This is a genomic window from Nonomuraea sp. NPDC049750, from assembly GCF_040659625.1.
In the GTDB taxonomy this organism is placed as follows: Bacteria; Actinomycetota; Actinomycetes; order Streptosporangiales; family Streptosporangiaceae; genus Nonomuraea.
On record NZ_JBFANB010000005.1, the window covers coordinates 14,958 to 30,229 of the forward strand.

The 15,272-nt window shown below is 67.0% G+C and carries 14 protein-coding genes; 9 read left to right on the forward strand and 5 right to left on the reverse strand.

Translation table 11 applies throughout. The features are described from left to right. Positions 1-121: 121 nt before the first annotated feature. Genes AB0J16_RS15040 through AB0J16_RS15065 form a run of 6 tightly spaced genes read left to right on the forward strand, consistent with a single transcriptional unit; the run spans position 122 to position 5,077 of the window. Entirely contained in the window at positions 122-1,117 is a 996-nt protein-coding gene (locus tag AB0J16_RS15040; RefSeq protein ID WP_358538901.1) for an ABC transporter substrate-binding protein, read from the forward strand. Further along, a complete protein-coding gene (locus tag AB0J16_RS15045; protein WP_358538903.1) occupies positions 1,117-1,914 on the forward strand; it encodes an ABC transporter ATP-binding protein in 798 nt (265 codons plus the stop codon). Before AB0J16_RS15040 ends, AB0J16_RS15045 begins: the two co-directional genes overlap by 1 nt. 34 nt (positions 1,915-1,948) lie before the next feature. Then, positions 1,949-2,737, forward strand: a complete 789-nt coding sequence (locus tag AB0J16_RS15050; protein ID WP_358538906.1) for an ABC transporter permease — start codon at positions 1,949-1,951, stop codon at positions 2,735-2,737. Positions 2,738-2,739: 2 nt separating this feature from the next. Further along, positions 2,740-4,020, forward strand: a complete 1,281-nt coding sequence (locus AB0J16_RS15055) for an LLM class flavin-dependent oxidoreductase (RefSeq protein WP_358540317.1) — start codon at positions 2,740-2,742, stop codon at positions 4,018-4,020. After that, on the forward strand, positions 4,017-4,592 hold the full coding sequence (locus tag AB0J16_RS15060) for an NAD(P)H-dependent oxidoreductase (RefSeq protein WP_358538908.1): 576 nt from the start codon (positions 4,017-4,019) through the stop codon (positions 4,590-4,592). The genes AB0J16_RS15055 and AB0J16_RS15060 overlap by 4 nt, the downstream gene beginning before the upstream one ends. After that, positions 4,589-5,077 (forward strand): flavin reductase family protein, encoded by a 489-nt coding sequence (locus AB0J16_RS15065; protein ID WP_358203655.1) that lies wholly within the window; start codon positions 4,589-4,591, stop codon positions 5,075-5,077. The genes AB0J16_RS15060 and AB0J16_RS15065 overlap by 4 nt, the downstream gene beginning before the upstream one ends. Before the next feature lie 26 nt (positions 5,078-5,103). On the opposite strand, the gene AB0J16_RS15070 is transcribed toward AB0J16_RS15065, so the two are convergent. Beyond that, positions 5,104-6,162 (reverse strand): dihydrodipicolinate reductase, encoded by a 1,059-nt coding sequence (locus tag AB0J16_RS15070; RefSeq protein ID WP_358538910.1) that lies wholly within the window; start codon positions 6,160-6,162, stop codon positions 5,104-5,106. Positions 6,163-6,343: 181 nt separating this feature from the next. On the opposite strand from AB0J16_RS15070, the gene AB0J16_RS15075 reads away from it, so the two are divergent. Then, positions 6,344-7,216 (forward strand): SDR family oxidoreductase, encoded by an 873-nt coding sequence (locus tag AB0J16_RS15075; protein WP_358538913.1) that lies wholly within the window; start codon positions 6,344-6,346, stop codon positions 7,214-7,216. A gap of 38 nt (positions 7,217-7,254) precedes the next feature. On the opposite strand, the gene AB0J16_RS15080 is transcribed toward AB0J16_RS15075, so the two are convergent. Next, positions 7,255-8,514 (reverse strand): nucleotide sugar dehydrogenase, encoded by a 1,260-nt coding sequence (locus AB0J16_RS15080; protein ID WP_358538915.1) that lies wholly within the window; start codon positions 8,512-8,514, stop codon positions 7,255-7,257. A gap of 661 nt (positions 8,515-9,175) precedes the next feature. On the opposite strand from AB0J16_RS15080, the gene AB0J16_RS15085 reads away from it, so the two are divergent. Next, on the forward strand, positions 9,176-11,134 hold the full coding sequence (locus tag AB0J16_RS15085) for a DUF4082 domain-containing protein (protein ID WP_358538918.1): 1,959 nt from the start codon (positions 9,176-9,178) through the stop codon (positions 11,132-11,134). A 257-nt stretch (positions 11,135-11,391) separates the two neighbouring features. After that, the gene (locus AB0J16_RS15090) at positions 11,392-12,387 is read left to right on the forward strand and encodes an ice-binding family protein (RefSeq protein ID WP_358538922.1); all 996 of its coding nucleotides are present in this window, start codon (positions 11,392-11,394) and stop codon (positions 12,385-12,387) included. 187 nt (positions 12,388-12,574) lie between these two features. Here the strand turns inward: AB0J16_RS15090 and rfbB are convergent, their stop codons facing one another. The 3 genes from rfbB to AB0J16_RS15105 all read right to left on the reverse strand — a co-directional run bounded on the left by rfbB (position 12,575) and on the right by AB0J16_RS15105 (position 15,227). Beyond that, positions 12,575-13,564 (reverse strand): dTDP-glucose 4,6-dehydratase, encoded by a 990-nt coding sequence (gene rfbB, locus AB0J16_RS15095; RefSeq protein WP_358538924.1) that lies wholly within the window; start codon positions 13,562-13,564, stop codon positions 12,575-12,577. After that, positions 13,561-14,628: a glucose-1-phosphate thymidylyltransferase gene (locus tag AB0J16_RS15100; protein ID WP_358538927.1), complete on the reverse strand. Its 1,068-nt coding sequence runs from the start codon at positions 14,626-14,628 to the stop codon at positions 13,561-13,563. The genes rfbB and AB0J16_RS15100 overlap by 4 nt, the downstream gene beginning before the upstream one ends. Before the next feature lie 134 nt (positions 14,629-14,762). Beyond that, positions 14,763-15,227: a GtrA family protein gene (locus AB0J16_RS15105; RefSeq protein WP_358538930.1), complete on the reverse strand. Its 465-nt coding sequence runs from the start codon at positions 15,225-15,227 to the stop codon at positions 14,763-14,765. Positions 15,228-15,272: the final 45 nt, after the last annotated feature.

A 15,272-nucleotide genomic window follows, 5' to 3' on the forward strand; every position in this document is an offset into this window, starting at 1 on the left:
GCGTCGAGTGCATGAGCCCGGACCTCACCCGGCGCGCGCATGTCGACTTCTGCCGCGTCGTCAGCGCACAGTGTCACTGATCACGACTTAGTCCCCGTCCCCCTTTATTTGAGGACATCTCGTGATCAAGCGTCTCGCTTCCCTTGTCCCTCTTCTCCTCGCCGTCACGGCGTGCGGCACCGCCCAGGGCGCCGCCGAAACCCAGGAACTGCGCTACCAGGGCAGTGTCGGCACCGTCACCTTCCCCGAGCTGGCCGAGGAGCTCGGCTATCTCAAACCCGTCAAGCTCAAGTGGATCGGCAACACGACCAGCGGACCGCAGGACATCCAGACGGCCGCCACGGGCCAGAGCGACTTCGGTGGCGCGTTCAACGGCGCCGTGGTCAAGCTGGTCGCCGCCAAGGCCCCGATCAAAGCCGTGATCAGCTACTACGGCAGTGATCAGAACTCCTACCAGGGCTACTTCACCCTCCAGGACAGCCCGATCCACAGCGCCCGCGACCTGATCGGCAAGAAGGTCGGCATGAACACCCTGGGCGCCCACGCCGAGGCCGTGCTGAAGGAATACCTCAAGCGCGGCGGCCTGACCCCGGCCGAGATCAAGCAGGTCGAACTGGTCGCCGTCCCACCCGTCAGCGCCGAGCAGTCGTTGCGCCAGAAACAGATCGACGTGGCCGCGCTCGGCGGCATCCTGCGCGACAAGGCGCTGGAACGCGGCGGTCTCACGACCCTGTTCAAGGACGTCGACCTGTTCGGCGACTTCTCGGCCGGGACGTACGTGCTCACCGACCGCTTCATCAAGCAGAACCCGAACACGGCCAGGAAGTTCGTCGAGGCCACTGCCAAGGCCATCCAGTGGACCCAGACGCACACCCGTGAAGAGGTCGTGGCCGAGTTCAAGGAGATCATCGCCAAGCGGGCCAGGAACGAGGACTCCACCACCGTCGGCTTCTGGAAGAGCAGCGGTGTCGCGACCAAGGGCGGAGTGATCGAGCCGCAGGAGTTCCAGCGGTGGATCTCCTGGCTGGAGGGCGCCGGCGAGATCAAGCCCGGCCAGATCAAACCCCAGGACGTCTACACCAACGCCTACAACCCGTTCGTCTCGGGAGGCTCCTGATGAAGATCGAGTTCGTGTCCGTGACCAAGGAGTTCGCCGTCCGCGGCAGCTCTTTCACCGCCCTGTCCGACATCTCGCTCGACGTGGCCGAAGGCGAGTTCCTCACGCTCGTCGGCCCCAGCGGATGCGGCAAGTCCACCCTCCTCGACCTGCTCAGCGGCCTGACCCTGCCCACGCGCGGCGAGATCCGCATCGACGGCGTCCCCGTCTCCGGTCCGGGACTCGACCGGGGCATCGTCTTCCAGCAGTACGCGCTGTTCCCCTGGCGGACCGCGGTGGCGAACGTGGAGTTCGGGCTGGAGGCCAAGGGGGTGCCGCGGCGCGAACGCCGTGAGCGCGCCCGCGGCTACCTCGACCTGGTCGGGCTGCGCGGCTTCGACGAGCGCTACCCGCACGAGCTCTCGGGCGGTATGCGGCAGCGGGTCGCCATCGCCCGCAGCCTCGCCTACGACCCCGACGTCCTGCTCATGGACGAGCCCTTTGCCGCCCTCGACGCCCAGACCCGCGAGTCCCTCCAGGAGGAGCTGCTCCGCATCTGGAACAAGACCGGCAAGACCATCGTGTTCATCACCCACGGCATCGACGAGGCCGTCTACCTGGGGCAGCGGGTGGCCGTCATGACGCCTGGCCCCGGTCGGATCCGGGCCGTCGTACCGGTCTCGTTCGCCTCCCGCGAGGGGGACCTGCGGGCCGATCCGGTGTTCGGCGAGTACCGCCACGCCATCTGGACGCTGCTGCGCGAGGAGGTGACCCCCGTTGGCCAGACCCTCACTCAGCCTCTCGGCCTCCCCGCTTGAGGACGACCGCCACCTTGTCAGGACCCTCGCGCCGGTGCGTCCCGCCACTGTCCGGCGCCGAAGCCTGCCGGGCATCATCCGCCGGGTGGTCAACGCGTCCGCCGCGATCGTCGTGCTGGCCGCCGTCTGGGAGATCCTGCCCAGGGCCCAGGTGGTGGACCCCACCTTCCTCCCGCCGTTGAGCGACGTCCTGACCGCCTGGTACGACCTGCTGCGCAGCGGCGAGCTGGCCGACCATGCCCAGGCCTCGCTGGCCAGGTCGCTGGCCGGGTTCGGGGCGGCCATCGTGGTCGCCATCCCGCTGGGCCTGCTGATCGGCTGGTACCGCCCGGTGGCCGAGCTGCTGAACCCGGTCCTGGAGCTGTTCCGCAACACCGCCGCCCTGGCCCTGCTGCCGGTGTTCGTGCTGGTCCTGGGGCTGGGGGAGACGTCCAAGGTGTCGATCATCCTGTACGCCTGCGCCTGGCCGATCCTGCTCAACACCATCGCGGGCGTCAAAAGCGTCGACCCGCTCCTGATCAAGTCGGCGAGGTCCATGGGGCTCGGGCCGTACCGGCTGTTCCAGAAGGTCATCCTGCCCGCCGCGGTGCCCACCATCTTCACCGGCATCCGCCTGGCCGGGGCGTACTCGATCCTCGTGCTGATCGCCGCCGAGATGGTCGGCGCCAAGGCGGGGCTCGGCTACCTCATCAACTACGCGCAGTACAACTTCCGGGTGCCCGACATGTACGCGGGGATCATCACGATCTCGGTGCTCGGCCTGCTGTTCAACCTGCTCCTCGTACGCCTGGAGCGACGCTTCTCCACCTGGAGGACCACGTGACCATGCACCTGAACGCTTTCCTGATGGGCGTCGGCCACCACGAGGCCGCGTGGCGGCACCCGCTGACCGAGCCGAGCCGCATCACTGACATCCGGCACTTCCAGGAGCTGGCCCGGATCGCCGAACGCGGCAAGCTGGACTCGGTGTTCCTCGCCGACGGCCTCGCCCTGTGGGGAAATGTCCGGCACAACGCGCTCGGCGGGCTGGAGCCCCTCACCCTGCTCGCCGCCCTGGCCGCCGTCACCGACCACATCGGCCTGATCGCCACGGTGTCCACGACGTACAACGAGCCGTTCCACGTGGCGCGCAAGTTCGCCTCGCTGGACCACATCAGCGGCGGCCGGGCGGGCTGGAACATCGTCACCTCCGCCGGCGAGGCCGAGGCCCGCAACTTCGGCATCGAACGCCCGCCGCACAGCGAGCGCTACCACCGGGCGGAGGAGTTCCTCCAGGTGGCCAACGCGCTCTGGGAGAGCTGGGCGGACGGAGCGGTCGTCGGCGACCGGCGCACCGGGGTCTACGCCGACCCCTCCCGCGTCCAGCCGATCGACCACGTGGGCACGCACTTCAAGGTCCAGGGCCCGCTGAACGTCCAGCGCTCGCCCCAGGGCCGCCCCCTCCTGGTCCAGGCCGGGTCGTCGGAGGACGGCAAGGAGTTCGCGGCGCGGTTCGCGGAGGCGGTGTTCACCGCGCAGCAGACCCTGGAGGACGCCCAGGAGTTCTACGCCGACCTCAAGGGCAGGCTCGCCGCGTACGGGCGCCGGCCCCAGGACCTCAAGATCCTGCCCGGCGTCTCGCCCATCATCGGCTCGACCGAGCGCGAGGCGCTGCGGCTGGAGAAGGAGCTGGAAGACCTCATCGTCCCGGCGTACGGCGTGCAGCAGCTCTCGAACATCCTCGGCGTCGACCTCACCGCCCACCCCTTGGACGGCCCACTACCGGACATCCCGCCCAACCCGGATGGCCAGCAGAGCCGTATCAAGCTGATCAAGGATCTGGCGGCCCGCGGCGACCTGTCGATCCGCGAGATCATCGGCAAGCTCGCCGGCGGCCGCGGCCACCGGGTGGTCGCGGGCACGCCGGAGCAGATCGCCGACCAGCTCCAGGAGTGGTACGAGAACGGCGCGGCCGACGGCTTCAACATCATGCCCCCGCACCTGCCCGGCGGCCTGGCGGACTTCGTGGAGCAGGTCGTCCCCGAACTGCGGATCCGCGGCCTGTTCCGCAAGGACTACGAGGCCCGAACCCTTCGCGACCACTACGGATTGGCCACCGCCTCATGAGCATCGTCACCGTCGTCGGCAACCCGCGCTCCGGATCGCGCACGCTGGGAGCGGCGGTCGCGGCCACCGACGCCATCGCCGCCCGGCTCGGCCACACGGGTCCGAGGGACGTCATCGACCTGTCGGCCCTTGCTCCGGAACTGCTCCTCCCGCAGAGCACCGCGAACGTGGAGATCGCCCTCGAACTCCTCACCAGCGCCTCGGTGGCCGTCGTGGCCAGCCCCACCTACAAGGCGACCTACACCGGCCTGCTCAAGGCGTTCCTCGACCGGCTGCCGCCGAACGCCCTGGCCGGTACGGCGGCCCTGCCGATCCTCGTCATGGGCGACCCCAAGCACGCCCTGGCGGTGGAGGTCCACTTCCGCCCGCTCCTGGTGGAGCTGGGCGCCTTCGTCCCCACCCCCGGCCTGGCCCTTCTGGAGTCGGAGCTGCCAGGAGACGACGGGCCCTTGGCCCGCTGGGCGGATCGGGTCGTGCCGCAGATAACGGTCAGGGAGGGAGCGTTTAGGGAGGGAGCGTTTAGGGAGGGAGCGTTTAGGGAGGGAGCGTTTAGGGAGGGAGCGCTGAGATGACCATCTCCCTGGATCGCGACGAGTTCCGTACGGCCCTGGCCCAGCACGCCGCCGGAGTGGTCATCGTGACGGCCAGACCGGAGGGGGTCCCGGTAGGCCTCACGGCGACCTCGTTCTCCTCGGTGAGCCTTGATCCGCCACTGGTGTCCTTCTACGTCGACCAGTCGTCCACCACCTGGCCCTGGCTCCGGCTGGCCGACCATTTCGCGGTGAACGTCCTGGCCGGCCACCAGCACGACCTGGCCACCCGCTTCGCCCGGCGCGGCATCGACCGCTTCGCCGAACCCACCCGCTGGCAGCCCGGCCCGCACGACACGCCGTTGTTGGAGGACGTCTCCGCACATCTCATCTGTATTCCGCACACGACCGTGGAGATAGGCGACCACACCCTGGTGGTCGGCCTGGTCACCGCCGCCCAGACCACCCCAGCCCGGCCGCTCCTCTACCACCGCGGGCAGTACGGGCGCTTCCTCCCGCACAACTGACTCTTTCCCCGCCGCACGTGGCCCGCCTACCGGATGCGGACCCGGTCGCGTGCGGTGGGGAGGGGGAGATCAAGCAGGGTGCGGATGCCGGGCGGCGCGGCGCAGACGGCGGGGATGGCGTTGATGGCGTGGGCGGCCGCGGCGGCCAGTCCGTGGGAGACCTCGTCGATCGACATCGTCATCTGCGGCACCCCCTCGATGTGGATCGCGAAGCCCGGCTCCGGCCAGCGCGCCACCTTGCCGGCGTCGGCCTTGTAGACCACCTCGACCGTCATGAACGGCCGCCCCCGCACCAGCCCCGAGAACACCCAGCGTGAGGCGCACACCGCGCCCTCCTCGACCCGGCCGGCCGCGATCTCGAACTCCCGCCCGGCCACCTCGAACTCGTCCCGCTCCTCCACCTCGTCCAGCCGCACGTCGAGCGCGTCGGCCACGAGTTGCACGCTCTCGGCGAAGAGCGAGCGCTGGAAGGTACGGAACGGCCGGACCGCTTCGGCGTAGTCCTTGGCCGTGCGGGTGAACCCGACCAGGTCCACGACGACCTGGCGCGAGGGGTGGCCGCGGAAGTCCGACGACTCGCGTACATAGATGTGGTCGACCCGGTCCGACAGCCCGGTCAGCGCCAGCGGCAGGAAGTCGCTCATGAAGCCCGGGTTGATGCCGGTGCCGTGGAGCGTGGTGCCGCCCTTGTCACAGGCGGCCTCGATGCGCTCGACCACCCGGGGACCGTACGACTTGGGGTAGACGAAGCCGGTGGTCGTGATGACGTTCTTGCCCGAGGCGAGCAGCGCGCAGATGGTCTCCAGGTCCAGACCCCGGTCCGGGCCGAAGTAGAAGGACGGCAGCGGCATGTGCAGCACGCAGTCGGCCTCGATGGCCATGACGCGCTCCGGATCGCCCGTGCAGCTCACGCCGGTGTACGGCAGGCCGACCAGCTCGCCGGCGTCTTTGCCGATCTTGTCGTGGTCATAGACGAGGACTCCCGCGAGCTCCAGGCCCGGCCTGCTGAGCACGCTGCGCAGCGCATAGCGGCCGACGGCTCCCGTGGCCCACTGAACCACGCGAAGGGGCGCGTTTACCGGCATGTCCGGCCTCCGAAGGCCCGGTGGAGGGCGGACAGGCTCTGGGGGTCGCCGCCCATGAGAAGCCCAGAACTCTAGCAGAGAATGAACCTTCTGATCACTATCCGCGACGATCAGTCGTAGTGCGGCGGACTCGGGTTATTGTGCCATTACTAGAACGTTGTTCTCCTGCGCTGGAGGTTCGATGCTTCGGTTCGATGACAGGGTCGCGATCATAACGGGAGCCGGGCACGGCCTCGGCAGGTCGCACGCGCTCCTGCTGGCCGAGCGGGGTGCCAAGGTCGTCGTGAACGACCTGGGCGGCGCGCTCGACGGCACCGGCGCCTCCGCGGGTCCCGCCGCCGACGTGGTCGAGCTCATCACCAAGAACGGCGGTCAGGCCATCGCCAACGCCGACAACGTGGCCACGCCGGAAGGGGCCAGGGCGATCGTGCAGGCCGCGGTCGACGCGTTCGGCAAGATCGACATCGTCGTCAACAACGCGGGCATCCTGCGTGACAGGTCGTTCGGGAAGATGGCGGTCGAGGACTTCGACAATGTGCTGGCCGTACATGTGCGCGGTTCCTACCTGGTCAGCCAGGCTGCCTACCCGTACATGAAGGAGGCCGGCTACGGCCGGATCGTCAACACCTCCAGCCCGGCGGGCCTGTTCGGCAACTTCGGCCAGGCCAACTACTCCACCGCCAAGATGGGCCTGGTCGGCCTGACCAAGACGCTCGGCATCGAGGGGGCCCGCAACGGCATCAAGGCCAACGCCATCGCGCCGATCGCCTGGACGCGGATGACCGAGTCGCTGCTGCCGGCCGAGTTCGAGGCCAAGTTCACGCCCGAGCGGGTCAGCGCGCTGGTGGCCTACCTCGTACACGAGTCGTGCGAGCCGAGCGGTGAGGTGTTCAGCGTCGGCGGCGGCCGGGTGGCGCGGGTGTTCGTGGCCGAAGGGCCCGGCTGGAAGTCGGACGAGCTCACGCCGGAGTCGCTGGCGGACAACTGGGCGGCGGTCATGGCCGAGCAGCCGTACGTGTTGTCGGCCGCGGACTCGATGAAGGCCATGCTCTAGGAACGGCGGAGGGGGCTACCTGTAGTCCCCTCCGGGTTTCACAGCCGCTCGACGTTGGACCCCCGGCAGCGGTTGCGCGTGTCGAAGACGAAGGCGCTCACCTGCTCGACCATCTCGTAGTCGAAGCAGTCGTGGTCGGTGAGGATCAGCACCGCGTCCGCCCGAGCGAGCTCCTGGCGCGTGGCGTCGATGATCGCGATCCCCTGCGGCAGCAGGAAGTGGTCCACGTGCGGGTCGGCGGCCCGTACATCCGCGCCCAGCTTGCGCAGGGCCCTGGCCACCTCGATCGCCGGCGACTCGCGGCAGTCGCCGGCGTTCTTCTTGTAGGCGAGGCCGAGCACGATCACCCGGCTGCCCTTGATCGGCATGGAGCGCTGGTTCAGCGCGAGGGTCAGCCGGTGGACGACGTGATCCGGCATGTGGTCGTTGATGTCGTTCGCCAGCTCCACGAACCGGAAGTTGTGCCCCAGGCTGCGCTTGACCTTCCACGACAGGTAGGACGGGTCGATCGGCAGGCAGTGCCCGCCGACGCCGGGGCCCGGGGTGAAGCGCATGTAGCCGAACGGTTTGGTGGAGGCGGCGTCGATGGCCTCCCAGACGTCGATCCCCAGCTGCCGCGCGAAGATGGCCAGCTCGTTCACCAGGGCGATGTTGATGTGCCGGAAGGTGTTCTCCAGGAGCTTGCTCAGCTCGGCCACCTGGACCGAGGAGACGGGAACGGCATCGCGCACGATGCGCTCGTAGAAAGTCTGGACTCTCTTCAGCGAGGACTCGTCGATGCCGGACACGATCTTCGGGGTGTTCTCCAGCCGCCAGCGGGTGTTTCCCGGGTCGATCCGTTCGGGGCTGTAGCCAAGGTAGAAATCCTCGGGCGCCTGCAGTCCGGAGCCTTCCTGAAGCAGGGGCAGGAGATATTCCTCGGTGGTTCCGGGATAAGTCGTGGACTCCAGCACCACTGTGGCGCCCGGCCGAAGGAGCGGCGCGATGGATTGGGCGGCCGTGGCGATGTGTCGGAGATCGGGCACACCCTCACGAAGCGGCGTCGGTACCGTGATCACACAGATGTCGAACATTTCGGCGTCGGCGTAATCGGTGCTCGCCAGATAACGGCCGCACCGGTGTGCGGCGATCAGCTCGTCGTCCCCGATGTCCTCGACATAGGATTCGCCGGCGGCCAACCGCTTGATCCGCCACTGGTCCACGTCGATGCCCACGACGTCGAATCCCGCGCTGACCGCCCGCATCGCCAGCGGCAGGCCGACATAGCCTTGGCCGACGACCACCAGTTTCTCTCCCATGTCAGGAGCCCCCGTTACATCGAGATGAGACACGATCCGACTGTAGGAGGCCGGAGTTCTCATATCGCCGATTTGATGGTGATGCCCGGCGTGTCGTCTGATGGCGTTTCCATGGCAAGGCCAGCGATTAGGGGTGCATAAGGGCATTAAACGGAATATTTCCGCGCACCCAAGAAAAGGTCGCCTGTACGGGGATACCTTGTTCAAGCTTTCCGGTAAGTGTGGCAAGCGGGTATTGAAGGGTAAAGAGCGGTCCAATAGGACGCTATCCTAGGCTTTTCTTGATCACATATAGGTTTTTCGCGCCATGCCGTTCAAGGCGTGGTCCTCTCAGATGTCGTACCGTCTTCACCGGGATCGGCGACATTCGGGTCGCATCTCTTATGGCTGGACTTTAGCCGCATTTATGGCAAACGCGACGAACCGGGCGAGCGGCGACGCTCGCCGTATGTGTTCTTGACGAGCCGCAGGCTGCGGCGAGCCAGCCGATTGCCTGAGTAGCACAAGATAAAGTGAGGAGTTGTGGCGCATGTCAAAATCACATAGCGATGCGCCCGATCGAGCAGCCCGCAAGGCCCTCCCCGAAGCTCTCAAGCGCGAAGCGACCAGCAAAGTCAGATATTCCCGCTCGCCGGGGAATGTCGGTCGGTTGTGGATGGGGGTGAGTGCGGCGGTCGTGCTGGTGGCAGGTGCGGTGGTGGGGCTGCCGCAGGCCGCGAGCGCGACGCCGCCGGTGGACATCGGTGTCGCGGAGCCCTACGCGGTCGTGGCCGGGGTGTCGGTCACCAACACGAATCTGACCACGGTCACCGGAGACCTCGCGATCAGTCCGGGCAGTACGCTGACCGGCTTTCCGCCCGGCACCGTCAACGGTGACCGGGACCTCGGCAACGCGGCCGCGGCGGCGGCCAAGGCCGACGTGGTCGCCGCCTACAACGACATCGCCGGGCGGACCCCGGATGCCACGGTGGCGCAGCAGCTGGGCGGCACGACCAAGGGGCCCGGCCTGTACGCCTCCAATACCGGCGTCTTCGCGATCAGCGGCACACTCAGCCTCGACGCGCAGGGAGATCCGAACGCCGTCTTCATCTTCCGGGCGACCAGCCTGACCGCCGCCAACGTCTCCAACATCGCCCTGCTGCGCGGCGCGCAGGCCGACAACGTCTTCTGGCAGTTCAGCGACACCGTGACGCTGGGCAACTACTGCACCTTCCGCGGCAACGTGCTGGCCCAGAACGCCGTCACGGTGAATGTCGGTGCCTACACCAACGGCCGCATCTTCTCCCTGAACAGCTCCATCAACATCACCGGCACCGACAGCACCCCGGCCACTCAGATCACCCTCCCCAACGACCCGCCGACCACGACGACCCTGACCACCTCGCCCAACCCCTCCTGGAGGGGGCAGCCGGTTCTCCTCACCGCGGTCGTGCAGCCGGTCAGCGGCACTCTGACCCCTGCCGGCGAAGTGGTCTTCAAGGACGGCTCGACCGTACTCGGCTCGGGCTACCAGGACGCCGACAATCCGGCCACGCTCACGACCCCGAGCCTCAGCGCGGGGGATCACCACCTCACCGCCGTCTACCTGGGCGGGGACGTCTTCGACCACGAGGCACTGATCCACTTCGCGCCGAGCTTCTCGCCGGAAGTGGTTCAGCATGTGTCGGACAGCCTGTGGGACAGATCGGCCACGCCGGCCGTGCAGTCTCAACCCGACACGCAGGCGATCACGGTCGGCGTGAAGTTCCGGGCCTCGACGAGCGGGACCATCATCGGCATCCGGTTCTTCAAGGGCTCCCTGAACACGGGAACTCATACCGGGAGTCTGTGGAGCAGCAGTGGTCAGCTGCTCGCGAGCGCGGTCTTCAACAGTGAGACGGCCTCCGGCTGGCAGCAGGTGAATTTCTCAACGCCTGTCTCGATTACCGCCAACACCACCTATGTGGCCTCATATCACACCACGTCGGGATATTATTCGATGACCCGGCCTTACTTCACCTCGGCATTCACGAACGGCCCGCTCACCGCGCTGGCGAACGGTACGGACCCGAACGGGGTGTACACCTACGGGGCGACCAGCACCTTCCCGACGACCTCCTTCCAGTCCACCAACTACTGGGTCGACGTCGTATTCGAGCCGGCGGACAGCCTGTGGGACAAAGCGGCAACTCCGGCCGTCCAGTCTCAGCCTGATACGCAGGCGGTCACGGTCGGCGTGAAGTTCCGCGCCTCGACGAGCGGGAACATCGTCGCCATCCGGTTCTTCAAGGGCGCTTCGAACACTGGCACTCACACCGGGAGTTTGTGGAGCAGCAGTGGTCAGCTGCTCGCGAGCGCGGTCTTCACCAGCGAGACGCCCTCTGGCTGGCAGCAGGTGAATTTCCCGACGCCTGTCTCGATTACCGCCAACACCACCTATGTGGCCTCATATCACACTACATCGGGATTTTATTCGGTAAACCGGCCTTACTTCACCTCGGCATTCACGAACGGCCCGCTCACCGCGCTGGCGAACGGTACGGACCCGAACGGGGTGTACACCTACGGGGGGACCAACACCTTCCCGGCGACCTCCTACCAATCATCCAACTACTGGGTCGATCCGGTATTCGACTCCTAGCGAATCCGTGATTCTCCACCGGCCCGGTCGTGCGCTTCCGCACGACCGGGCCGCGTCATGTCTCTGGCGTGAATACGACACGGGCCGCGTCGCATGTCATTTCTCTGGAACGGCATCGATGCCCGCTAATGTCGAATATCCAGCGTCATATGACCGGTGGAGCATCTTCCCCGGGTCGCGGATATGGGGATCGGCTCATGGCGAATGTTGATTTGTCCCGTTTTTCGGGGAAGTTCGGTCGGTTGTCGCTAGGAGTGGTGACCGCGGTCGTCCTGGTGACTCTGCCGGAGGGCGCGCGCGCGACACCGCCGGTGAACATCGGCGGTGGGAAGCCGTACGGGGTTGTGGCCGGGATGTCGGTCAACAACGCGCATCTGACCACGGTCTCCGGAGATCTGGCGATCAGTCCCAACAGCACGCTGACGGGCTTCCCGCCCGGCACCGTGAACGGTAACCGGCAGCTGGGCAACGCGACCGCGGCGGCGGTCAAGTCTGACGTGGTCGCCGCCTACAACGACATCGCCGGGCGGTCCGGCGGTTCCACGGTGCCGGGGGAGCTGGGCGGTACGACCAAGGGGCCCGGCCTGTACGACGCCGGCAACGGCGCCTTCGTGATCAACGGCACGCTCACCCTCGACGCCCAGGGGGATCCGGCCGCGACCTTCATCTTCCGAGCGGCCACTCTCACCACCGCCAGGGTCAGCAATATCGCCCTGCTGCGCGGCGCGCAGGCCGACAACATCTTCTGGCAGTCCACCGGCGCTACGTCGCTGGGGGTGTACAGCACCTTCCGCGGCAACGTGCTGGCCCAGGGCAACGCCACCGTGAACTTCGGCGCCAACGTCCAGGGCCGGGTCTTCTCCCTGAACGGCTCCGTCAACATCACCGGCACCGACAGCATCCCGGCCACCCAGATCAGCCTTCCCGACGACCCGCCGACCACCACCACGTTGACCAGCTCCCCGAACCCCTCCGCCGCTGGACAGCCGGTGACGTTCACCGCCACCGTGGCACGGGTCAGCGGCAGCCAGACCCCCTTCGGCGAAGTGGTCTTCAAGGAAGGTTCGACCATTCTCGGCTCGGTATTCCTCAACACCAGCACCGGTCGTGCGATGTTCACGACGTCGAGCCTGGCCCCGGGGCAGCATCGGATCGTCGCGGTCTATCTGGGCGGCGACGTCTTCGACCACGAGGCCCTGATCCACCTGGCCCCGAGCACGTCAGGCCCGGTGACCCAGACCGTCACCCCATAGTGCGGTGACGACGGGCGTACTCCCTCTCCCCCCGGAGGGGGTGTCCGCCCATGAGGCCCTGCCACGGCGGGCCGTCTTCCTCTGCTCTCCCCCGGAATCCCCTGAGGGACCCCGGCCCCGGCGGGCCGTGGTCTTCCGCTCCCCTGGGAGGGGGGATCTCCCAAGGGACCTCAGTCACCACGGACCGTCACATGGATCGAGGCGTGGCAGGAGCCTTCAGCGGCCGCCACCACCGCTGGTTGTCCTGGTACCAGCGCACCGTCGCGGCCAGGCCGTCCGCGAACCCCATACGAGGTTCGTAGCCGAGCCCTCGGAGCTTGCCGCAGTCGACGGAATAGCGGCGGTCGTGCCCGAGCCGGTCCGGCACGTTCCTGACCATCTCCCAGCCCATCCCGAGCGCGTTGAGCAGCAGCTCCGTGAGCTCCCGGTTGGTGAGTTCGGTGCCGCCGCCGATGTTGTACGTCTCTCCCGGCGAGCCCTTCTCCAGCACCAGCTGAATGCCCCGGCAGTGGTCGTCGACGTGCAGCCAGTCCCGTACGTTCAGCCCATCGCCGTAGAGGGGGACCGGCTCGCGGTCGAGCAGGTTGGTGACGAAGAGCGGGATGAGCTTCTCCGGGTACTGGTAAGGGCCGTAGTTGTTGGAGCAGCGGGTCACCCGGACATCGAGGCCGTAGGTCTGGTGGTAGGCCCGGCAGAGCAGGTCACTGCCGGCCTTGGCCGCTGAGTACGGCGAGTTCGGCAGCAGGGGCTCGTCCTCGGACCAGGATCCTTCCGCGATCGACCCGTACACCTCGTCGGTGGAGACGTGCACCACCGTGCGGACGCCGGTCTCCAGCGCCGCCTGCAGGAGTCGCTGCGTGCCCAGCACGTTCGTCGTCAGGAAGTCGCCGGCACCCGTGATGGACCGGTCGACGTGCGTCTCGGCCGCGAAGTTCACGATCACCTCGCACTCGGGAACGATCTGCGCGAGCAGCTCCAGGTCGGTGATGTCTCCGTGAACGAACCGGTAGCCGGGATGTCCGGCCACCGGTGCGAGATTGGCGAGATTTCCGGCGTAGGTGAGCTTGTCGAGAACGGTGATGTTCACGGTCTCGTAGCCCGGATACGAGCCGAGCAGCAGCGACCGCACGTAGTGCGATCCGATGAAGCCGGCGCCGCCGGTGACCAGAATCCTCATGTACGCACCTGTATCTTGCTGTGATCGCCGACCATGAGCTCGTGGGTGTTCGGCATGCCTTCCGCGCGGTTCACTTCGACGTTGCGCCCGATGAGGGAATGCCCGATGCGCGACACGCCGCGGATGGACGAACTGTCGAGCACGATCGAGTACTCGATCTCGGCGTCCTCCAGCACGCAACTGGCCCCGATCGAGGTGAAGGGGCCGACGAAGGAAGAGACGATCTTGGAGTCGGCCCCGATCACGATGGGCCCCCGGAGTACGGAGTTCTCCACCACCGCGCCCTGCTCGACGACGACTCGCCCGGTGATCTCGCTCCGGCCGTCTACGGTGCCCCGGATGTCAGGCTCGATCTGTTCGAGGATGATCCGGTTGCATTCCAGCATGTCCTGCAGCCGGCCGGTGTCCTTCCAGTAGCCGTTGACGAAGTGGGAGTGGACGCGGAAGCCGTTGTCGATCAGCCACGTGACGGCATCGGTGATCTCCAGCTCGCCGCGCGCGGACGGGGTGATGCGCCGGACGGCCTCGTGGATGACCGGGGAGAAGATGTAGACCCCGACGATCGCCAGATCGCTGCGCGGGTGCTCCGGCTTCTCCGCCAGCCCGATGATCTCGCCTTCCGGCCCGAGCTCGGCCACGCCGTAGAACTGCGGTTCGGCGACCTTGGTGAGCAGGATCTGCGCGTCATGGTCGGCCTGGCGGAACGCGTCGACCAGGGCGGTGATGCCACCCACCAGGAAGTTGTCGCCCAGGTACATCACGAACGGCTCGTCGGCGAGGAACTCTCTGGCGATCAGGACGCAGTGGGCCAGCCCCAAGGGGGCCTGCTGCGGGATGTAGGTGACCTCGAGACCGAACTGCGAGCCGTCTCCGACGGCCTCGCGCACCTCCGCGGCCGTGTCGCCGACGATGATGCCCACGCTGGTGATGCCCGCGTCCCGTAGCGCTTCGAGCCCGTAGAACAGGACCGGTTTGTTGGCCACGGGGACCAGCTGTTTCGCTGAGGTATGGGTGAGCGGGCGCAGCCTCGTCCCCTTGCCACCCGCTAGAACGAGCGCCTTCATCGGCTCCCTGAGTCCTTCCGCGAGGAGGACATGGCGGCGATGGCCGCCTGTCCGCTGGAGTTTATGCCGAGCCCCACCGGGGGAACTGCGCGGTTCCGCGCGTTTGTCGAAGAACGCCCGGCACGTTGCCGAGACTAGATGGATCCGCGATCACGAAAAGTCCATGTTCGGTGTATCAGGTAGCTTAGCGGGGGACTTATGAGAATTATCAAGCCCTGTGCGATCATGATGGGAATTCCGATGAAGCCCACGAGGATCGGCAGGCTGATGAGGGACGCCCCGAGAAAACTCAGGCCGACCACATAGAATCGCAGGTACCCCCGCAGCCAGGAGTCGCCGGAGACCCGGAACACCACCAGTCGATACCACGGGTAGACGATCACCACAGTGACGAAGTGGCTGGTCACGACCAGGACAAGGTAGGGCACCGCACTCTCGGCGGCGAGCAATGCTAGGCCAAGGAGACAGTAATAGACAACTGCCGTCATGGCGCCGGCCATTAGGTATGTGATGCGGTTTCCAGCAAAAGTGGAGATCAGAGCCCGCCACCAGAAATGCTGCTTCTTGTCGCTTTTGGTGTGGCTCTCCACGTCAACCATGTCGCCCGCACTCCAGATCGTCACGTGGTGGGGGCGGCACGATTG